Here is a 20,193-nt window from a genome sequence, read left to right on the forward strand (position 1 = left end):
GATTTTATAGTATAATGACATCAACCTGTGCAATAAGCACACGATCAATCCTACTTATAGGATCGGAGGAATCAAAATGAGAGTGCATGAAATTACAGTCGCTGCCGATTTTCAGCCCCAGTATTTGCAAATGGTCGTGCAAAAAGCAAGCCATTTCAGCTCGGATATCAAAATAAAGTTTGAGAAAGAAAACATACAGCTGGATGCCAAAAGCATTCTCGGAATGATGCTGCTTCCGATTCGCCAGGGCACCAGAATTACGATTCAAACGAAAGGAAGCGATGAAGAAGAGGCTATCGAGGCGATGAGCAGCCTGCTGGAAAAGCATTGATCGCTCGGCCCGCCATCGCTATCCCCCATACCGCCGCCGTAGGAAAAGACCGCTGACGAAGGAAAGCGGTTATTTTTTTGCCGCAGAGATTCGTCCGCATACCGCCCAGTACAGGAGCGATCAACAATTATCGTTATGGGAAGCATTGCCATAACAGCCAACGCCGCTGAACGTTAAACCCCTGCGCGGCGACAACGCCGCCCTAATCCCGCAAGTCCTTGTCTTGTCGCTATTATGCCCATGCCGCTGCTGAGAATCGTAAAAAAACACAAGAAGACCGTAAATTTACCCCATGACCCTGCTGATGAAAACGTCTACAATAGGAAAAAAATGAAATTTAATCCACTGTTTGAGTAAGCGGTTAATCAAACAGGAATTTGTACCTGAGAAGACGGAGGACATGAATATGAGACGCGCGGTTTCCAACTGGTTCGACCCGGTTTCGTACCGGATAGAGAAAGGGGTTTCTTACCTGGGGCCTGACAGGAAGGAACAAATGGACGTATACTTGCCCCAATATCCGGGAAATGAAACCTTTCCTTGTATTATCGTCGTACACGGCGGCGGCTGGGCGGCCGGCAGGCGCAGCGGGCTAAAGGATTTGCAGATTGCCGTCAATCTGGTGGCATGCGGCTATGTCGTCATGATCATCGATTGCGCGGTTGCTCGGCATTCCGTGGAACGTTGGAACCACGATCTGCTTATTCCGGGATGGCCGAATAACTTGTACGATTGCAAAACCGCAGTTCGTTTCGCCAAAAAACAAGCGGAAGCCTATCATATCGACCCCGAGAGAATCGGGATTATCGGCGGGGCGAGCGGAGGGCATCTGGCCTTGTTCGCCGCGTTTACCGCCAATCACCGGGGGCTGCTCGGAGAAGGGCTGTACGCCGAATATTCATCGAGCATCCAGTGCGCGGTTAATTTGTACGGTATCCCGGATGTGCTTACCTGGGGAAGCAAGAGCTTCAGCGGTGTGCCGCTTGCGCCGGCCTCGCAGGATCCAGCCTGGAGAGCGGCCGCCAAGCTTGAAGCCACCCGTCATAAGAGCAAGGATGTGCCACCGATGTTCATTGTCCATGGCGAACAGGATGAGGAGATTCAATTCCGGCTGTCCGACGAATTCGTCAACCAACTGAAGGAATTGAACACGGTTAGCCAGTATGCCGTAGAAGGAGCAAGGCAGCGTCTGCCGAGCAGGGCAGCTCCGGCCATCGATCTTAGGCCGCTGATCATCCGGTTTTTGGACGCCTATTTGAAATAACGAGATCCGCAGCCTCCGTGTTATATTTTAATGGCTTTAAGCAGTAGACGACTCCCTATAGGGGATTCGTCCATCTATTTACAAACCGCTGGTCGGTTTGTATAATGAGTTATATGCTTCATGTAAAGCATCATGATCGATCTCAAAGATTGCGGAGGAACTTATGAAGAGAGAATTGAAACGACAGCAGACTTGGCAGCTGCTGCTTGATACGACTCAGGAGCTGATTCGCGAAAAAGGCTGCGCCAAAACGACCTTCAGCGATATTATGGAACGGTCCGGACTGTCGAAGGGGGCGATCTTTCATTACGTCAAGAGCAAAGACGAATTGCTGGCTATGATTCTTCAGCAGAAGCTGGAGGAAACGAACAGCCGATTTTTCGAAGGGGTTATCCATGAAGACGGAGAGGTCCGGTTCGCGGGACCGATGGGCGCCATTGCGAACAGTTTGCCTGTGCTGGAGGAATCGCGCGATATTACGAATCAAATTTTTATGTATTTGCTTGGCAGAAGCGATGAATCCGCGGTAGAGGAGATTAGGAGGTTTTACGAGCAGGCGGCTCAATTTTCGCGCAAATGGATTGAGACGGGACAGGAGCATGGAGTCATCCCGCAGAGTGTGAACGCCGACAAAACGGCCGATCTGTTCATGCTTATCTCCTTCGGTTTGCGTGTGCGCGGCTTTATCGCTTCGGATAAGAAAGCTTTTCAAATCGGCGATTTCACGAAATTAATGGTTGATATATTGCAGCCGGAGAAAAAAAGTGATCGTTAATTATTTTAGGCGGAGGGAAAAAAGATGGCGCCATTCTATGCGTTGACGGGTTCTTTTGTATTGCTGCGGCTTGCGGGCTGGCTGGGCTGGGAGGCTATGAACGACTGGATTCATCCGCTGCGGATCGCGGTGGCGCTGATGTTCCTGCTGGCGGCCACGGCGCATTGGGGGAAACGGCGGCCGGATCTGATTCGCATGGTTCCCGCGTCGTTGCCGAGACCGGACTGGATTATCTCGGCGACAGGCTGGCTGGAAGTGATCGGAGCCGCCGCCATCGTCCTGCCGGCAACGGCGCGCGCCGCCTCGCTATGTCTTGCCTGCATGCTGCTAATGATGTTTCCGGCCAATATCAGGGCGGCCAGGAACGGCTTGACGCTTGCGGGCAAGCCTGCGACGCCGCTGCTGCTGCGTACGGTGCTGCAGATCGTCTTTTTGGCGGCGGTGCTGACGGCAGGCTATCCGGTAAGCTAAAGACAGCGGGGGTTCGACTTTAAGCGGCATGATTCATGCTGCAGCTTCCCGTCAAGCGCCTGCATCAGCATCAAAGCCAAGGCCTCGCGCTGCGGGGCTATTTTAGCGTAATAAAGAGCGTTTCCCGTTGGCGATAAAAACTTCAGGTGAACGCGAAAATGAAGATTGACTTCAATACGATATATCGTTATTATGAATATAACGATATATCGTATTCTTTTATTAAGGGAGAGATTGCATTGAAAAAGCATTTCGCAGATCAAGCAAGGTATCGTATGAAACGAGGCGGCCGAGAGGAGCATTGGCCGTTTTACGGCGACCACCATCATCGCAGAAGAGCTTTTCCGCCTGACGGGGGCCGGGAGGTTTATTACCGACACGGCTTCCGCGGCGAAGGACGCGGGGAAGGCAGAGGCGGCGGCAAGCGGTATTTCGGCCGCGGCGACGTCAAGTTCGCGCTGCTGGAGCTGCTTGCCGCCGAGCCGATGCACGGCTATCAGATTATGAAGGCGCTGGAGGAAGCGTCCGGAGGACTGTATGTGCCGAGCGCCGGCTCGATCTACCCGACGCTGCAGATGCTGGAGGACCGAGAGTGGGTTCGCTCCGGCGAGCAGGACGGCAAGAAGGTGTACCGGATTACCGACTTGGGACAGGAAGCCGTATCCGAGTGGAAAGCGAAGGGAGAGCGGGAAGAACCCCGCGGCAGAGGACACAGACAGGAGCACCGCGCCCAAGCGAACCCGGCCGAACTGATGGAGCTTCGGGAGTCCGGCAAAGACACGTTAAAGCAGATTTTGCTGGCGGCGCGGGGAGGCGCCCTTCAGCCGGAGCAGCTCGCCGCTCTGCAGCAGCTTTTCCGTCAGCTTAAGACCGATGTCGATCACATTTTGACCGTGCAGCAACCCGATCAGGCCGATCAGGCCGACTCGGTTAGCGGTTCCGGTTCATCCGATTCGGATACGGAGCAAGAGCAGCGCCCGTAACGGCATAACGGAGCGTAGCGCAGGCCTGTTGAAATGAAAAGCAGAATAGTAACACTCTAAGACGCCGTCAAGGCGTCTTTCTCGTTGTTTAGGAAATGATGCGCAGCCATATCCTGTGGAAATCCGTGGGCACCCCCGAAAGGAAAGTCTACCCATAGAACGATCCCAGAGGAAGGGTTAGACGCCGATCCAGCTTAGGCTGGATGCGGACGGAATAAGCTTCAGAGTATCACGTCACTTTTGGGGGATTTGTTCTATTTAAGAACGAAAAAGCGCAAGGTGCTGGTATCTTTTTTTGCAGGTTACGAATAAATCACGACCCTTTCAAGCGCTATGAAGAAAAAAGTGCAAAACAGTTCTGGAAACTGTCCATTGAATTGCGGCAATGTCTATGATAGATTACGATAGTGATAATGATTATCATTTACACGTCAATATGCCTTAACATTACCACGAACAAGGCGGATAGGATGAAGCGATGAAGGGATTATTAAAGAACGAGCTCTGGGATAACCGGGAGCTGACGATTTATGTACCGCCGACATACGGCTCAAAGCCGGATAGGGCTTATCCGGTCGTTTACGTTCATGATGGAGGCAATTTGTTTGACCCGAAGTACAGCGAATCGTTAACTGTGCTGGAGCGGCAGTTCGCAAGCGGGGAGCTCAGGGAGCTGATTCTCGTCGGAATTCGGCCGCTGCAAAGGCTGGATGAATATACGCCTTGGCCCGCTCAAGCGCTTTCGGCCAAATTCGCCGACTTCGGAGGCCGGGGGAGCGAATACGCCGACTTGATCGTTCGGAAGCTGATCCCTTATATCAGGGAGCGCTATGCGGTTCTGGAAGGACCGGAGCATACCGCAATGGCGGGGGCTTCGCTCGGAGGCTTGATCTCAATGTATGCGGCATACTTGCACCCGGATCGATTCGGCCGGATCGGGTCGATTTCGGGCTCGTACTGGTATCCCGGCTTTGTCGATTATATGCGCGCCCATTCGTTAGAGGATAGAGCGTATCGCCGAATCTATATGGATGTCGGCAGCATCGAGGGCAAGCAAATGTATCCGCTGAACCGGCAGGTGCACGCTCTGCTGCGGCAAATGGGACATGACGATGACCGTCTGCGGTTCGATGTCGAAGAGGGAGCGGCTCATGATCCGTCGCTGTTTCCGATGCGATTGCCGAAGGCGCTTCAATGGCTGTTCGCCGACCGAACAGGTAAGGACAAGAAAATAAGATAAAGAGAGTGCAACGCTTATGCAGCTTAAAAAAAATTTGCCGGCCGTCATTTTATGGTGCTCGCCGGCCGCCATCATTTTGACGATCGTATTATCCATCATGTACGGAGCCAAAGATATCGACTCGGCGACTTTGTGGGATGCGCTGGTTCATTTTGATCCCGGCAACGTCAACCATCAGATTGTCGTGAACTCGCGACTGCCTCGGGTTATCGGGGCTTTGCTCATCGGAGCCTTCCTCGCTATTTCGGGAGCCATCATGCAGGGGATGACCAGAAACTATCTGGCATCCCCTTCCATTATGGGGGTGTCCGACGGTTCGGCCTTCGCCATCACGATGTGCATGATCTGGCTGCCAAATTCTTCTTCCATCGAGATGATTTTATACTCATTTGTCGGCTCGGCGCTCGGCGCCGGCATCGTCTTCGGGCTGGCGTGGCTTCTGCCGGGAGGGATGTCCCCGGTGCGTCTGGCCATCATCGGGACGATTATCGGCACGTTTCTAAGCAGCTTTTCGGCGGCGATCTCGACCTATTTCCAAATATCGCAAAGCATCAGCTTCTGGTATAATGCCAGGCTCCATCAAATGGACCCGCACTTAATCAAGCTGGCGCTCCCGTTCGGATTGGCGGGGATCATCGCCGCTCTGCTGATTTCCAGGTCGATCACCATATTATCGCTGGGAGACGAAATATCGGCCGGTCTGGGACAGCGAACGACGGCCGTGAAGGCGGCCGCAGCGCTGACCGTCGTCGTTCTCACCGGAGTCTCCGTCGCGCTGGCCGGAAAGATCGGCTTTGTCGGGCTGATCATCCCGCATATTACGCGCTTCCTGATAGGAGGCATCGACTACAAGTGGATCATTCCGTGCGCGGGCGTGCTGGGCGCCGTATTCTTAGGATTATCCGACGTGCTGAGCCGGTTTCTGAATTATCCGTTCGAAACCCCGATCGGCGTCGTGACTTCCGTGATCGGCGTACCGTTCTTCCTTTATTTGGCGAGAACGAGAGGAGGCGGCAAGCATGCGTCTTAATTCAGGAAAACGGCTGGCGGCCGTGCTCGCGATCGGACTATCCGCCGTGATCTTGGCGATGTATGTGAGCGTTACGAACGGAACGTTCGATATTACGGCCGCCGATGTTATCCGCACGCTGCTTCGAATCGATCCCGTGCCGGAGCACGATCTGGTCATTTTGGAATTCCGGCTGCCGCGCATCGTGATCGCCGCGCTCGTCGGCATCGGGCTCGGCGTCGCCGGCGCCGTCATTCAGGGAATTACCCGCAACGGACTGGCCGATCCGGGGATATTGGGCATTAACGCCGGAGCGGGGACGGCAATCGTCTTGTTCATGTTCTTCCTCCAAGGGCAGCTCAAAGGTGCCGGCTGGCTCGCCGTCATGACGATGCCGCTGTTCGGTTTGGCCGGAGGGCTTGGCGCTGCGGCGCTCATTTACGCATTCTCCTGGAAAAACGGGCGCTTGGACCCGCAGAGGCTGATTTTAACCGGAATTGCGATCGGTACGGGGCTTGGCGCCGTCTCCTTGTACCTGACGTTAAAGATGAAGTCGACCGATTTCGAAATGGCGACCGTCTGGCTTACGGGCAGCATATGGAATGCGAATTGGCAATATATTGCGGCGATTATGCCGTGGCTTGTGATCGGGGTTCCGCTCATCTGGAGCCGCTCCCGCATACTGGATTTGTTCCAACTGGAGGAGGGCAGCGTGATCAGCCTCGGCGTCTCGGCGGAGAAGGAGAAGGCGCTGCTGCTCATCGCCAGCGTCGGCATCGTCAGCGCTTGCGTTTCGGTATCCGGCGGCATCGGCTTTATCGGCTTAATGTCGCCGCATATCGCCAAACGGCTCGTCGGGCTGCAGCACCGCCATATCATTCCCGTATGCGGCATGGTCGGCATGCTGCTGCTGGTCGTCTCGGATCTGATCGCCAAGACGGTCTTCGCTCCGGCGGAGGTTCCTGTCGGGATCGTCGTCGCTTTGATCGGCGTGCCTTATTTTGTCTATTTGCTGTATAAGGCTAAAGCCTGAGCGAGGGGGCCCGGGCGGGCGTTCTTGGAATATGCAGGAAGCAGAAGGCCGAGCTTGGCGGTCAAAATCGGAGCCCGCATCGTCTGGGTGCGCGTTTTATCGGGAAAAGCGCCCCATTTGGCGGGAAAATGGCGGTTGACTTGCCGTCAAGCCATGTTATAATCTCTGAATACGCTTCGTAGCGCCGGATTATCAAGCCCGCTATAGAAAAAGACAGAGAGAGGAAGATAGGCTGTGGAGAAAACCGCTGCGAAAGCAGCACCTGTAGCTTCAACGGTATTTCCGATTATATTTGCCATCAGCATCGTTCATTTGCTTAACGATTCGATGCAGTCGACCGTGTCGGCGTTATTCCCGATATTGAAGGATACGCTGCAGCTGTCGTATACGCAGATCGGACTCATCGCGTTTGCGATGAATATGACGGCTTCGTTCCTGCAGCCGGTCGTAGGTTTGTATGCGGACATTCGTCCGAGGCCGTACATATTGCCGGTGGGGGTCTGCTTTACGCTGATCGGCATTATTTCGCTGGCGCTGGCGCCGAACTTTGCCGTCATCCTGCTGGCGGTGATCGCGATGGGGGTAGGCTCGGCCGTATTCCACCCCGAATCGTCGAGGGTCGCTTATTTGGCGGCCGGGGGGAAGCGCGGGCTCGCGCAGTCGATATTTCAGGTCGGCGGCAACATCGGCAGCTCGCTCGGCCCGATCATGACGGCGCTGATCTTCGTGCCCTTGGGGCAAATCGGGGTCATCTGGTTTACGATTGCGGCTATCATCGCGATAGCGATCCAATATTATGTAGCCGGATGGTACGGCAAGCAGCAAATTCAGCCGAGACGTTCATCCAAGGCCAAGAGCGCCGGGGAACGGACGACGTCGCTTACGCAGCTGCAAATTACGATCGCGATCGTCATCCTGGTATTTCTCGTCTTCTCCAAACATGTGTACATGTCGAGCATTACGAGCTTCTACACCTTTTATCTGATTAACGATTACGGAGTAACCGTCGAACACTCGCAGATGTATCTGTTCGCTTTCCTCGTCGCTTCGGCGGCGGGCACGTTCTTCGGAGGACCGCTGGCGGACCGTTACGGGCGCAGAAACATCATCTGGCTGTCCATCTTGGGGACGGCGCCGTTCTCGATTTTACTGCCGTATGCGAATTTGTTCTGGTCCGGCGTGCTGTGCGTCTGCGCGGGCTTCGTGCTCTCATCCGCATTTTCCATTATTGTGGTATACGCGCAGGAGTTGCTGCCGGGCAAAGTCGGACTCGTTTCCGGTTTATTCTTCGGTCTTGCGTTCGGCCTCGGCGGCCTCGGTTCCGCCGTGCTGGGCTCGATCGCCGATGCGACCAGCATTGCTTTCATCATGAAGCTGTGCGCATATTTGCCGCTGCTCGGCCTTCTCGCCGTATTGCTGCCAAAGGACGAGACCGTGCGCGGGCTCTAAGCTCATATTTCGCTGTGCCAAGCCGCAGACAAGGCCGTCCTTGTTGTGCGGCTTTTTTACAGGGTGAAGGCATTGAAACCCGCGGGACGTCAGGATGACGCTTCGTGTAAAAAAACTAACACGGCATGCGATGAAGACATCCGCAGCTTACGCAGCTACCGTTCTGATGAAGGGGAAAGGTTGTTTATAATCAAAAGCTACCATGAGAATGTTTGGTCCGGATGCTATCATATTATATAACTGCGGTTAACGGATCGGAACGTAGAGCGGTACGAGCCCTTCGGCTTGTTTCTTCGCGATGAAGACAGAATAGTGCAAGGAGGGGCGACCGGCGCGCTGAAATGGAATTATTTGAAGGCGGATATCGTTTGGATCGACGAGAGTTTGAGGGGACAAGGGTTCGGAAGCAAGCTGCTGCAAGAGATGGAGAAGATGGCGACAGAGCGGAGATGCGATTTCATCGAGCTGGATACGTTCAGCTTTCAAGCTCCCGATTTCTATATGAAGCACGGTTATGAAATCATCGGATTCATTGAGGATGCGGTGAACTTGAACTTGCAGCAGCTGACCTCCCGGTCATTTGGGCGGCAGCTGCTTTCTGTTCGGCGTTTTTACGATTTCGTCAATCTCCAGGCGAACAAATCTTCCAAGTGCCGCAGCAGCTCCGCGTTGTCCTTGCCCAGGGTAACCAAGTAGTTATACATTCCCTGGATAATGATTTCATTCGGGTCCTCTTTCTTCAACTCCCCGATTAGAGCCTCCAGCGATTGCAGCATCGTATCCGATGCGCGCTGGTCCTCGATATGGGTGTCGATCCACTGTTTGAACCGTTCCACCTTTAGCATCCAGGTGCTGCTTTCGCCGCACAGTCCCATATTTCGCAGCATGTCGATGGAGGAGAGGATCGGCCCGTCATTTTTGCGCAGCATGCCTTGAACCAGATCATCCAGCCGCTCGTACAGGAAGGAAGCCAGCTCCTCGGGCTTGCGCGCCACATGGTAGCTTAGGCAGTAGAACATATAGTCTTTCATCATGCTGTTCAGCAGAACCGCGCAGTCCAGCGAATGCTTCTCGATCGGCGGACCGTAAATGGCGATGATTCGAGTCTGATACCAGCCCATAATTTGCAATGTCGTCTGCAGCAGGATGTCTTTAATCGTTTCGTTCTGAATGAACGCGGCACCGTTGATCTGCATCATCGAGAGAAATTCCTTGTTGCCCATGATGATTTTCATCTGAAGATAAATGGCTTGCTCCAGAACTTGTCTGGGGGTTGAGGAAGGATTGGCAAGCGCTTGATTCATCCCATTGGAAATGAGATCCAGAAAATGGTTGTAAATCGAGATAAGCAGCTCTTCCTTGGAATGAAAATATAAATAAAACGCACCCTTGGATACGCCGGCAAGGCTGACGATATCCTGAATCGAGGTGGTGTGGTAGTCCCTTTCTCCGAACAGCTTAATGGCAGATTGAATGATCTGCGCCTTCTTATCTCTCATCAAGAATCCCTTCCCGGTTTCACATAGTCTATTACAGTTGATTGTATACGCAGCGGTAAAATTAGTCAAGAAAATGACCGACTGGTCAGTTTTAATATTTTTGACGTATTTTTTTATTGAAAAGTGTTGAAAATATTGGGTTTATTGTTTATATTACAATATGAATGACTGGTCAGTGTAGATGGTTAAGATGTTTGTTAACGATTTTATCTTTACTGCAGCCGATCATTACAAGAGAAAATGAAGAGGAGAGGACTATGCATTTTGCGCCGCAAAGCTTTGCTGAAGTAAAACAATATGTCAGCAACCATATGTCTCTTCTGCTGGAGGCGGACGGTCACAGCCCTCTGGTCGGGAGAATATTGGCGTTGCTGTTGTTTGCTACGGAACCGGTCAGCCTGCAGGAAATCGCCGAGCAGCTGAAAGTGACGCGAGCGGCGGTCAGCGTACATATCCGTTCAATGGAACGCAATGCCTTATGCCACAAAGTCGCAACGAGCAACGACCGCAAAAATTACTACTACATATCCGACGATGTCGATCTCTCCGCGATCCGCGCGTTTAAGGACAGGATTACGGCTACGCGGTCGATGGTCGATACGGCTTTGACCGCCTGCGACATGCTGCCGGACGTCCACCCTGAAGAGATGGAAGCCCATGATTTGCTCAAGCGCCGATTTTGCGAATTCGCCGCATTGAGCGATCTGCTGATGTCGCAGCTGGAGGAACTGGAGGAGAAGTGGAAGGTCATGAAGCAGCAATTGGGGGAACGTTAAGTTAGCATATCCGTGATCGATCCTATATTTTTGTAGTTGTAGTTGGAGCAGTCAGCAGTAGGAATGGAGGAGTAGAGAGATGAACAAGTTAACCCATTTTTCCTTGAAAAATGCTGCGGCCGTCATCATTATGAGTGTTCTTTTGTTCGTAGCGGGGGCGTTCTCGGCATCGCAGCTGAAGCAGGAAAGCATGCCGGATATATCGCTGCCGGTCGTGTTCGTAAGCACGGTGTATCCGGCTCCGCCCAAGGATGTGATGGAGGACGTAACGAAGAAGCTGGAGAAGCGGATCGTCGGGATCGAAGGCTTGAAGAAGGTAACCTCGACCTCGAACGACGGCTTCTCCGCCATTACCGTGGAGCTGGTCAACGGCCGCAAGCCGGATGACGCGAAGCGCGACATCGAGAGCGCGATCGCCGACATCAAGCTGCCGTCCACGGCTTCGCAGCCCAAAGTATCCAAGTTCGGGAGCAGCGATTTTCCGGTATTTTTCGGAGCCGTCAACGGCGATAACGGGATGAACCAGGAAGAGCTCAACCGGATTTATAAAGATACGATCGAGCCGACGCTCAGTGCGATGAAAGGGATCGACCATGTCGACTCCGTAGGCCAGCAGGAAGCGACGCTGAAGCTGAAGCTGGACATTAACGCGCTAAGCAACTATGGCATGACGCCGTCGCAAGTCCAATCGGGCATTCAGGCGGCTCTATTGACAAGTCCGGCAGGTACGGCGGATTTCAACGGCAGCGAGCAGATGGTGCGGATTCAGAGCGATCTGAACACGATCTATAATCTGGAAAATATGAAGCTGACGACAGCCACGGGGGAAACGGTGCTGTTGAAGCAAATTTCCAAAGTGGAGGCGATCTCCGACTCCGAATTTATCGACCGGCTTAACGGAAGTCCGGCCATCGGGATCACGCTGTACAAGAGCAAGGATGCGAACACGGTAGAGTTCTCTAACGACGTGAAGAAGCTGATCGCCGAATGGGAGAAAGAATTTCCGAATATTCATTTCACTACCGTATATAACTCCGCGAACGATGTAGAGAAGTCGATTCACGGGATGCTTAAGGAAGGCATATCGGGGGCCATCCTCGCATCGGTGATGATTTTGCTCTTCTTGAGAAATATTCGGATGACATTGATCGTTTTAGTCTCGATTCCGCTGTCCATTTTGACTACGCTGTCGATTATGGCTCCGCTCGGGATTACGCTTAACATTATGACGCTGGGCGGCCTGACGATCGCGGTCGGGCGCGTCGTGGACGACAGTATTGTCGTTATCGAGAATATTTACAGCGAGCTGCAAAGAGCGCATGAACGCAACGAGTCGGTTATTAAGCTGGCTACCGCGCGCGTAGCGTCTGCGATCACCTCGTCGACGATTACGACGGCGGGCGTGTTCCTGCCGATTGCGTTTGTCGGCGGGATTCTCGGGGATATATTCCGTCCGTTCGCCATTACGCTTGTTGTCGCGCTGATGACCTCGTTGATCGTCGCGCTGACCGTCATTCCGATGCTGGCGAAGCTGCTCGTGCTGAACAACAATAATATTAAGCTTCATGACGAAGAAAAATTGGGTAAGTTTTCCAGTAAGTACAAGAAGTTTCTCGAATGGTCTTTGGACAACCCGAAGAAAACCGTTCTGGTCGCTTTTCTCATATTCGTTGTAGCGATAGGCGGTACGGTGCCGTTCCTTCCCGCGGCTTTCATGCCGGACAGCGCTACGGATAAACAGGTGATGTTCACCTTGAAGCTGCCGCGCGAGACGTCGATCGAATCGATGGATCAGAAGGTGAAAGAGATTGAAGCGATGCTGAAGGAAGAGAAGGATTCCGCCGGTCAGCCGGCTTTCGATTATTTCGAATCGATGGTCGGTTACGATCAGAACAATACGAGCGGAGAGCGCGTGTCGTATAAGGCGATGATCATTGGGTCTTTGTCTCAAGCTTCCGACGCCAAGCAAATGTCCAAGGCCTATGCGGACAAAATTTTGTACATGGTGCCTAAAGGCTCCGAGGTCGAAGGCAGCTTGATGAGCGGCGCGATGTCCGGCTCGGGCGACGATTTCGCTTATTTGCTCAAAGGGGACGATCTGAACCAGCTGATGGCGGGAGCCGAGCTGATCAAGGAGAAGATGAAGCAGTTCCCAGAGCTGGAGGAGATCAAAGATAACCTGAGCGAGAAAAAAATGCAGGTCGAAGTAACCGTTGACCAGAACAAAGCGAGAGCTTACGGACTTTCCTCGGCACAAATTCTGGATACCGTCCGCGTCTGGCTCGGCAAGGTAGATATCGGAGAGCTGAAATTCGATAATACCACTTTCAAGACCCAAATGATGATTCAAGACGATTTCAAAAATTCCGTCGACAAAATCGGCTTGTTCCAAATTACGACGCCGACCGGCGCCGTGGTGAATCTGAACGAAGTCGCCAAGATCAAACAAGTCGACGCGCCTGCGGCAATCTCCCGCGAGATGCAGGAGCAGTTCGTGAAGATTACGGCGAAGATCGACAGTAAAGATAAGGGCGGAGTCAGCGCCAAAGTCGCCGAAGAATTGAAGAAGGTAGAGCTTCCGAGCGGAATTCGGGCTTCGGTTCAAGGGGTTAGCGACGATATTCAGGAGAGCTTCGGCCAAATGGCGGTCGCCATGGTAGCCGCGATTCTGCTCGTCTATCTGGTTATGGTCATTGCATTCGGCAACGCCAGCGCGCCGTTCGTCATCCTGTTCTCCTTGCCGCTGGCCGCTATCGGAGGTTTCCTCGGATTGCTGATCGCCGGCGAGTCCCTCAACATTACTTCGTTGATCGGCTTCCTGATGCTGATCGGGGTCGTGGTGACGAACGCGATCGTGTTGATCGACCGCGTGCAGCAGCTGCGCGAGGAAGGAGCATCCGTCAGAGACGCTTTGGTGAAGGCGGGTCTCACGCGTTTGCGCCCGATTATAATGACGGCGGGAGCAACGGTCATTTCCTTGCTGCCGCTCGGGATCGGCTTGTCCGAAGGCTCGCTGATTTCCAAAGGTCTCGCCGTAGTCGTTATCGGCGGTTTGACGACCTCCACCGTGCTTACCTTGGTCGTCGTGCCGGTCGTGTATGAAATTATCGATGCGATGAAAGTCCGCGTCATCCGGTTCTTGTACAGAGGCAAAAACAAAGGGAAAGCGGAAGCCAAGACGGGCATCGCCCATTAATTCGATCAAAGCTTCGATCGCAGAAACGACAAGGGAAAGGGAGAATCGTTCAATGAACCATATATTTTCAAACTCGGTGAAAAAGAATCTGAGCGTCGTCGGAGCTCTCGTCATAAGCGCGGCTCTGTTTGCAGGATGCAGCGCCAAGCCGGATGCGCAAGCGCAAAGCGCTGCGGAGCCGCAGATCAAAACGGTCAAAGTGGAAAAAGTGCAAAAGCAAAAAATCGCCGATCCGCTGGAACAGGTCGCCGATATCGTATCCTCGCTGCAAATCGACGTCATTGCCAAGGCGGGGGGCGACGTACAGGAATTGGTGAAGAAGCGGGGAGATATGGTGGAGAAAGGGGAGGTCATCTTCCGTCTGGACCCTACCGATGTGCTCATCGGCAAGGAGAAGGCGCAAATAGCCGTAACCGGAACCCAGCAGCAGATGGACAAAGCGCGTCAAGATTTGGCGGATTCCAAGCTGGAGCTTCAGAACGCCATTACCAAGCAGGAAACCGCGATCAAGGATGCGGAGAAAAATTATAACAAGATGCGCAACGATTACGACCAAGGTCTCGTTACGAAATTTCAGTTGGAGCAAACGGAAGATCAGCTGAAAAACCAGCGGCTCGATCTGGAAAGCAGCCGCAGCAAACTGAAAACGCTGGAGAACACCAACTCGCTCTCCCAGCTGGAGCAGGCTCTGCAATCGGCGAACGTATCGATTCGCGAGGCGGACCGCACGCTGGAAAATATGGAAGTGAAAGCTCCGGTCAGCGGCATCATTACCGACCTGCCCGTCGAGACGGGCATGACCATCTCCGCCGGTTTCAAGGGAGCCCAGGTGCAGCAGCTCGATCCGATCAAGATCAAAGCGGAATTGACGGAGAGCTCGGCGAATCTGGTGCGCGGCAAGCAGGAGCTGACCTTCTATGTTCCGGGAACGACCGATAAAATGAAGGGCAAGGTCAGCTACCTCGCCGATGTGATGAGCGCCAATTCCAAATCGTATTCTTTGGAGCTGGAGGTGCCTAACGCCGATCGCAAGCTGAAGCCGGGCATGAAAGCGCAAATCCTGCTGACGGATGATCAGGATCAAGTCGTCGTTGCCATTCCGACGCTGAGCGTCGTTCGTGAAGGCGGCGAAACGTTCGTCTTCGTGCTTGCAGGCGATCAGGTCGAGAAGCGTAAGGTCGAAATGGGCCGGTTGAACGAAACGAACCAGGAAGTGCTTTCCGGTTTGAAGGAAGGCGAGCAATTGGTCGTCTCCGGTCAGCACCAGTTGAAGGATCAAGAAAAGGTTCAGCTGGCTCAATAAAAATTCAAGGAGGAGAAACCATGAATCCAAAGTTGAAGAAAACCGCCGCCGTCATGATTTTATCAGCATCGCTTATGAGTACGGGATATTCGGCTTTTGCAGAAGAGACGACTCCTGCGGTCGCTGCAGAGGTGAAGGCTCAGACCGTCTACCCGCTCACCGATCAGCTGGAAGTTGAAGTGAAGAGTATATTGAACGAACATGTTCCGGAAGGGACGCGAATCGGCGTCGTCGTCCGGATGAAAAATAACTATTCCGATTTTGTCCGCGTTCCCGAGTACGAGCTAAGAGTCAAGACAGAGGACGGCACCGAATACAAGCTGGAGCCGAGCGCTTCGAACGCCAAGGCGATTCAGTCCAAGGCAAACACGGAGCTGAGCTATATGGCGGTCATCGACCGTACCGATGATGTCGCGCTCTCCGAAGTCAACTGGACGGACGTAGATTACTACGTATATCCGAAGAAACAGACGCTCATTCTCGCCATTCCGGTTGCGGGCCAATCGTGGCAAGGAAGCGATATGCAGATTAAAGACGAAGCCGCCGTCAAGAAGTGGTCGGATTCGTTCAAAATTCCATCGCTCATCTCGCCGATTCAATATACGCCGGTGAACATCGACAAGCAGTCGACGGAGCAAGGAACGGTGTACGTCGTGCAGCTGCTGGCCTACAACCCGACGGACAAGCGCGAAACGGTACCCGACTTCCTCGTCGACGGGAAGACAGGAGCCAAAGTATTTTCCGGCAAGCGGGTGGAGGAAGGCCAAGTCGTATTGGAGGGCAAGGAAGAGAAATACATCCACTATGCGATCCCGACGGAACAGGATACGGTGTTATCGAGCCTCAACGTGCTGACGACCGAGAACTTCACGCAAGCTCCGGCATCCGCAGGGGCCGCTCCCGAGGTCGTGAAATACAATGTAGGGAGACTGAACATTTTGCTGCCTTCGCAAACGTTGGGCAACAGCTACGAGACGTACGCGATGGGCAGCGCGATGAAGTTCGACAGCCGCAGCGAGCTGATTCACCCGGATATCGACGTATCGCTGGTGGAATTCGAGATGCAGGATAACGAAGAGGAAGGCAACAAAAATGTGACGGCCAAGTTCAAGCTGTACAACAAGAGCGATCGTCCGATGGCGATTCCCGTATTCGATGCCGATCTGGTCAGTGCGGAAGGCTATGAATACACCGGCAAGCGGCAGACGATCACGGATTCGCCGATACTTCCGAACGGCGGCATCACCGTGAATTACTCGTTCGCTCTGCCCGTATCCGAGTCGGGGCAAGGCTTGGCTATGAAAATCGGCGATCCGAAGACCGCGGCGCCTTACAAGACGACAATCGCCGCCTATCGGGTCGCGCTGCAGCAGCCGGAAGACGGCGCCGTCAAATTCAACGTTTATCCGTTCCGGTTCGATCTGACCCATTGGGATATTTCGTTCCAGTTCAATTCTCAGACCTTCGAATATTCTTACAAAGGCAAATTCTTTATGGATATCGAGCGCGAGCCGAACGTCCAAGTGGACGCCAACTTCTCGAAGCTGCAGTTCGAGCTGTATGACTCGGCAGGACGTCTGGTCGGCACCAGCACGAATTCGTTTATCGGACCGAACCGTCTAGTCACTGGGGAAAACAATATCGTATTCAAAGGCACGTCCCAACAGTTCGACGCTCCGCTGACGTTGAAAGTGTACGAGGTCTATACGACCGCAAGCGGCGAGTCGAAACGTCTGGTTACTCAGCTTACGCAATAATCCTAATTTTTCCAGTGCAAGAAAGAAGAAGCCGCAGCGAATGCTGCGGCTTTTTAACTTTTGTATGCGTCAATGAATAAGCTCGATAGAAGAATCGCTGGAGGCTTGGATTAACAACCCGTCGTCGGATATGAGCAGGCGAGAGACCGGCTTCGCTGCTTCCAGCAGCAGTCGACCAGAACCGTCCAGCAGTACGACGCCGTAGTCGGCATTTTCGCCGAGTCGGCATACGAGCCGATTGTGAAGCGCTCGCACCTCTGCGACCGGCGTTTTCCATACAAGCGGGTCATTTCCGCTAGGATCGGCCTGATACAGGTCGAATCGGTTCGCTTCTTTCTCGGTAGTATAAAATACATGTCCGTCGATGCTGTCAAACCAGGACACGGCATGGTCGGACCATTTCATTTCGCCCGTCCCGTCCAGTGCCGACGAGTACAATGCGTTGTCCTTGTCTTTTACATAATATAGCTTGTTATCGATAACGCGAAAGCGGCTGACGCTTGAGCTTACGATTTTCTCGGTCGCATTCGTTTCGAGGTTGATTCTGTAAATGTTATTGGCATCGGATTCGCTGCGTGAAGCAAGCACATACACATCGTCCCCGATGACGGCGGTATAGGCAGCATCGCCGCCGGTTGGTAACGACCAACTGCCGTTGAACGTAGCCGCGTACATCAATTTCGGATCTCCAATACGTTTACCGTGCGTGTCGTCCTGCCCCGGCGGCGCCAAATACAAGTTGCCGCCTTCGAACGCCGAAGCCCCGAGACGAAGGATCAGCGTGCCGTAAGGCGTGTCGTGGAAATTCAGATACCCTTGATGTACCAGCTGCGCTTTCCCGTCTTCGCCGATTTTTACGAACTCGTCGTGACCCATAATTCCACCCCCGAGGTGATAGGTCAACCACAGCGTATTGTCGCGGATTTGAAAGGATGCTTGCTTCTGCAATCCTTCCGAGGTTTGGACATTGTAGGAATAAATCTCTTCCTTGTCGGACGGCCGCTGGGCGGAAGCCCTATATACATGGTTTGTCGTATCCGTCGTCTCGATGAAATAATAATACCCCTTGAACAGAGCGACGTCGTTCTCGCCGGCAGCCGCAGGAAGGTCCGCTATTTGCACCTGCGGGTTATCGGATGTGATGCTAAGGCCGCCGGCATCGTCCCACTGGTAATTCCATCCAAATTGGTCGTGCGCAAACCGCCACGTCATCGGGAAATAGGTGACATTCCGGAAGCTCAGCAACGGATAGTCTTCCTTGGCATTGTCGATCGCCTTGCCGTTGATCGTGACGGTCGATGCGAGAACTTCAGCCGTATAGGCGGCTGCGTTGCGCTGCTCGGACTTGTACGGCATATAAGGGGAGGTCACCGGTCCTTGCTGAATGTTTAAACCTTTGTCCGGCGACCAATTCGCCTCCAGGCCTAGAAGTCTGGTATCGTACCACGTCATCGGGAAATAGGTGATATCGCGGTAAACCAGCAGCGGGTATTCGCGGTACTGATTTTCCACCTTATGTCCGTTCAGGCTCACTGTAAAATTTGGCAGCGTCACCTTCGCGCTCCTATCGGCAGCTTGACTGTGTCCGCCAGGAGCCAACAAACTCATGCATAATGAAAAAACAAGCGTATAACCGGCCCATTTGTTTCTCAACGTTTGCGTCATCTCCTCTCTAGTGATTTAAACGTGCGAATTGGCGAAATGTTACGGATTGCATACGTAATATTGTGTTAGGCAGGAAAGTTTGGTTATAAACGCAATGGACCTTCGTTTTTTATGGTAAAATACCCACAATAAGGGAGGTTCGGATATGAATATAGAAACGATATTGGTTCCGTATGAAGAAAAAACGGTGCTTTACAATCTCATCTAGTTATATCGTTACGATAGCAGCGAGTTTGACGGGCATGTGCTTAACAATCATGGGTTATACCTCTATAAATACTTGGATCATCAATGGACGGACGAATACCGACGACCGTTTATAGTACAAGTCGACGGACAGATTGCCGGCTTTGTTTTAATGATTCTGGATGTACCAAAGGAATATACGAAATTGAGTTCATCCGAGAAAACACATGTGGTAAGCGACTTCTTTATTATGAGGAAGTACAGGCGCAAAGGTGTCGGCAGAAAGGTAGCGTACTCATTGTTCGAGCAGTTTACCGGCACATGGGAGATCAGGCAAACACTGGCCAACAAGCCTGCATATGCATTTTGGAAACAGGTCATTTCCCAGTATAAGCCAAACAACTCTTACCAAGAGAAAATTTTGCAGGATGAGAAATGGAATGGCCCTGTATTTGTATTTGAAATCTAGAAAGGACGGAAATCCCAATGAAAGCGTTCATCCTATCCGATATTCACAGCAATATTCAATCTTTACGCGCCGTATGGGAACGGGAAAGTGATAGCGATATCATATATTGTACAGGGGATTTGGTCGATTGCGGCCCTTTTCCGGGCGAGGTGATCGATTGGGTACGCAAGCATCAAGTGATTTGTACCAAAGGCAATCATGACGAGAGGATTATCGCGCATTATCATTCACGCATCAAAATGGAAGATTTACCGGACAACAAGGGAAATTGGGCCTACCATAATGCAGGCTGTCTCAATGACGAAGAAATTCGCTTTTTGCAGGAATTGCCCGAATCGGTCGAGTGCCGTATGGATGGCTTTCATTATTGCATGAAGCACCAATTTGGCGAAAAATATGAAACCATCGAAAGCATTCATCAGCTCCGGCATTTCTGGTCGAAACACACCGCGGCAGTCGAAACCCACTCTCAAGCTAAAAGAGTCATATTCGGGCATACCCACTGGCAGGCGGTCCAATATCTTAAAGATGACGAGCTGTGGATGAATCCGGGCAGCACTTCTTATCGCCCCACACGCCAGAAGGAAGACCGTTCGCTGGATGCGCATTATATCACCATCACGGACGGCCAAATCCGTATGAAAAGCGTCGACTATGATGTTACGCCGCTCATCCGGGCTTCCGCAGAGGTTCATTTGCCTTCGTATTGGGGGTGAAAAAAGAGGTGTTTAAAGTGTCCGATGTATACTATCCTCCCCAAGAATCGAATGGCGGGTGGAGAATGAAT

At 52.7% G+C, this 20,193-nt stretch carries 18 protein-coding genes; 16 read left to right on the top strand and 2 right to left on the bottom strand.

Annotation, left to right across the window (positions count from 1 at the left end; genetic code table 11):
- The first annotated feature begins 76 nt into the window (after positions 1–76).
- The 10 genes from SK3146_RS34350 to SK3146_RS34395 all read left to right on the top strand — a co-directional run bounded on the left by SK3146_RS34350 (position 77) and on the right by SK3146_RS34395 (position 9,251).
- Complete coding sequence (locus SK3146_RS34350; RefSeq protein WP_249863014.1) at positions 77–331, top strand: HPr family phosphocarrier protein; 255 nt, start codon at positions 77–79, stop codon at positions 329–331.
- Positions 332–737: 406 nt separating this feature from the next.
- A complete protein-coding gene (locus SK3146_RS34355; RefSeq protein ID WP_249863015.1) occupies positions 738–1,595 on the top strand; it encodes an alpha/beta hydrolase in 858 nt (285 codons plus the stop codon).
- 163 nt (positions 1,596–1,758) lie between these two features.
- Positions 1,759–2,370, top strand: a complete 612-nt coding sequence (locus SK3146_RS34360) for a TetR/AcrR family transcriptional regulator (protein ID WP_249863016.1) — start codon at positions 1,759–1,761, stop codon at positions 2,368–2,370.
- Between the two features lie 24 nt (positions 2,371–2,394).
- Positions 2,395–2,841, top strand: coding sequence for a DoxX family protein (locus SK3146_RS34365; protein WP_249863017.1), 447 nt, complete (start codon positions 2,395–2,397; stop codon positions 2,839–2,841).
- Positions 2,842–3,116: 275 nt separating this feature from the next.
- Positions 3,117–3,824, top strand: coding sequence for a PadR family transcriptional regulator (locus tag SK3146_RS34370; RefSeq protein WP_249863018.1), 708 nt, complete (start codon positions 3,117–3,119; stop codon positions 3,822–3,824).
- A 478-nt stretch (positions 3,825–4,302) separates the two neighbouring features.
- Positions 4,303–5,064 (top strand): alpha/beta hydrolase, encoded by a 762-nt coding sequence (locus tag SK3146_RS34375; RefSeq protein ID WP_249863019.1) that lies wholly within the window; start codon positions 4,303–4,305, stop codon positions 5,062–5,064.
- A gap of 16 nt (positions 5,065–5,080) precedes the next feature.
- Positions 5,081–6,094: a FecCD family ABC transporter permease gene (locus tag SK3146_RS34380; RefSeq protein ID WP_249863020.1), complete on the top strand. Its 1,014-nt coding sequence runs from the start codon at positions 5,081–5,083 to the stop codon at positions 6,092–6,094.
- 58 nt (positions 6,095–6,152) lie between these two features.
- Positions 6,153–7,106, top strand: coding sequence for a FecCD family ABC transporter permease (locus tag SK3146_RS34385; protein ID WP_375295566.1), 954 nt, complete (start codon positions 6,153–6,155; stop codon positions 7,104–7,106).
- 234 nt (positions 7,107–7,340) lie between these two features.
- On the top strand, positions 7,341–8,555 hold the full coding sequence (locus SK3146_RS34390; protein ID WP_249863022.1) for an MFS transporter: 1,215 nt from the start codon (positions 7,341–7,343) through the stop codon (positions 8,553–8,555).
- Between the two features lie 285 nt (positions 8,556–8,840).
- A complete protein-coding gene (locus SK3146_RS34395) occupies positions 8,841–9,251 on the top strand; it encodes a GNAT family N-acetyltransferase (protein WP_249863023.1) in 411 nt (136 codons plus the stop codon).
- On the opposite strand, the gene SK3146_RS34400 is transcribed toward SK3146_RS34395, so the two are convergent.
- Positions 9,167–10,054, bottom strand: coding sequence for a TetR/AcrR family transcriptional regulator (locus SK3146_RS34400; protein WP_249863024.1), 888 nt, complete (start codon positions 10,052–10,054; stop codon positions 9,167–9,169). The genes SK3146_RS34395 and SK3146_RS34400 overlap by 85 nt on opposite strands.
- Before the next feature lie 194 nt (positions 10,055–10,248).
- Here SK3146_RS34400 and SK3146_RS34405 point away from each other — a divergent pair, with 194 nt between their 5' ends.
- From SK3146_RS34405 to SK3146_RS34420, 4 genes are all read left to right on the top strand, one after another.
- Positions 10,249–10,830, top strand: a complete 582-nt coding sequence (locus SK3146_RS34405; RefSeq protein WP_249863025.1) for a GbsR/MarR family transcriptional regulator — start codon at positions 10,249–10,251, stop codon at positions 10,828–10,830.
- Between the two features lie 79 nt (positions 10,831–10,909).
- Positions 10,910–14,026, top strand: coding sequence for an efflux RND transporter permease subunit (locus SK3146_RS34410; protein WP_249863026.1), 3,117 nt, complete (start codon positions 10,910–10,912; stop codon positions 14,024–14,026).
- Positions 14,027–14,078: 52 nt separating this feature from the next.
- Positions 14,079–15,329, top strand: coding sequence for an efflux RND transporter periplasmic adaptor subunit (locus SK3146_RS34415; protein WP_249863027.1), 1,251 nt, complete (start codon positions 14,079–14,081; stop codon positions 15,327–15,329).
- Between the two features lie 20 nt (positions 15,330–15,349).
- Positions 15,350–17,086: a hypothetical protein gene (locus SK3146_RS34420; protein WP_249863028.1), complete on the top strand. Its 1,737-nt coding sequence runs from the start codon at positions 15,350–15,352 to the stop codon at positions 17,084–17,086.
- Positions 17,087–17,155: 69 nt separating this feature from the next.
- On the opposite strand, the gene SK3146_RS34425 is transcribed toward SK3146_RS34420, so the two are convergent.
- Complete coding sequence (locus tag SK3146_RS34425) at positions 17,156–18,640, bottom strand: DUF5050 domain-containing protein (RefSeq protein WP_249863029.1); 1,485 nt, start codon at positions 18,638–18,640, stop codon at positions 17,156–17,158.
- A 391-nt stretch (positions 18,641–19,031) separates the two neighbouring features.
- On the opposite strand from SK3146_RS34425, the gene SK3146_RS34430 reads away from it, so the two are divergent.
- Together SK3146_RS34430 and SK3146_RS34435 are read left to right on the top strand one after the other, a co-directional pair.
- Positions 19,032–19,406, top strand: a complete 375-nt coding sequence (locus tag SK3146_RS34430; protein ID WP_249863030.1) for a GNAT family N-acetyltransferase — start codon at positions 19,032–19,034, stop codon at positions 19,404–19,406.
- Positions 19,407–19,423: 17 nt separating this feature from the next.
- Positions 19,424–20,122, top strand: a complete 699-nt coding sequence (locus SK3146_RS34435; RefSeq protein ID WP_249863031.1) for a metallophosphoesterase family protein — start codon at positions 19,424–19,426, stop codon at positions 20,120–20,122.
- The last annotated feature ends 71 nt before the right edge of the window (positions 20,123–20,193 follow it).

Origin of the sequence: Paenibacillus konkukensis (genome assembly GCF_023523925.1) — a bacterium.
In the GTDB taxonomy this organism is placed as follows: Bacteria; Bacillota; Bacilli; order Paenibacillales; family NBRC-103111; genus Paenibacillus_S; species Paenibacillus_S doosanensis.

Bases quoted from the DNA above. Each gene is read 5' to 3' on its own strand.
- SK3146_RS34350 (WP_249863014.1), top strand. From the start codon at position 77: ATGAGAGTGCATGAAATTACAGTCGCTGCCGATTTTCAGCCCCAGTAT.
- SK3146_RS34355 (WP_249863015.1), top strand. From the start codon at position 738: ATGAGACGCGCGGTTTCCAACTGGTTCGACCCGGTTTCGTACCGGATA.
- SK3146_RS34360 (WP_249863016.1), top strand. From the start codon at position 1,759: ATGAAGAGAGAATTGAAACGACAGCAGACTTGGCAGCTGCTGCTTGAT.
- SK3146_RS34365 (WP_249863017.1), top strand. From the start codon at position 2,395: ATGGCGCCATTCTATGCGTTGACGGGTTCTTTTGTATTGCTGCGGCTT.
- SK3146_RS34370 (WP_249863018.1), top strand. From the start codon at position 3,117: ATGAAACGAGGCGGCCGAGAGGAGCATTGGCCGTTTTACGGCGACCAC.
- SK3146_RS34375 (WP_249863019.1), top strand. From the start codon at position 4,303: ATGAAGGGATTATTAAAGAACGAGCTCTGGGATAACCGGGAGCTGACG.
- SK3146_RS34380 (WP_249863020.1), top strand. From the start codon at position 5,081: ATGCAGCTTAAAAAAAATTTGCCGGCCGTCATTTTATGGTGCTCGCCG.
- SK3146_RS34385 (WP_375295566.1), top strand. From the start codon at position 6,153: ATGTATGTGAGCGTTACGAACGGAACGTTCGATATTACGGCCGCCGAT.
- SK3146_RS34400 (WP_249863024.1), bottom strand. From the start codon at position 10,054: ATGAGAGATAAGAAGGCGCAGATCATTCAATCTGCCATTAAGCTGTTC.
- SK3146_RS34410 (WP_249863026.1), top strand. From the start codon at position 10,910: ATGAACAAGTTAACCCATTTTTCCTTGAAAAATGCTGCGGCCGTCATC.
- SK3146_RS34415 (WP_249863027.1), top strand. From the start codon at position 14,079: ATGAACCATATATTTTCAAACTCGGTGAAAAAGAATCTGAGCGTCGTC.
- SK3146_RS34420 (WP_249863028.1), top strand. From the start codon at position 15,350: ATGAATCCAAAGTTGAAGAAAACCGCCGCCGTCATGATTTTATCAGCA.
- SK3146_RS34435 (WP_249863031.1), top strand. From the start codon at position 19,424: ATGAAAGCGTTCATCCTATCCGATATTCACAGCAATATTCAATCTTTA.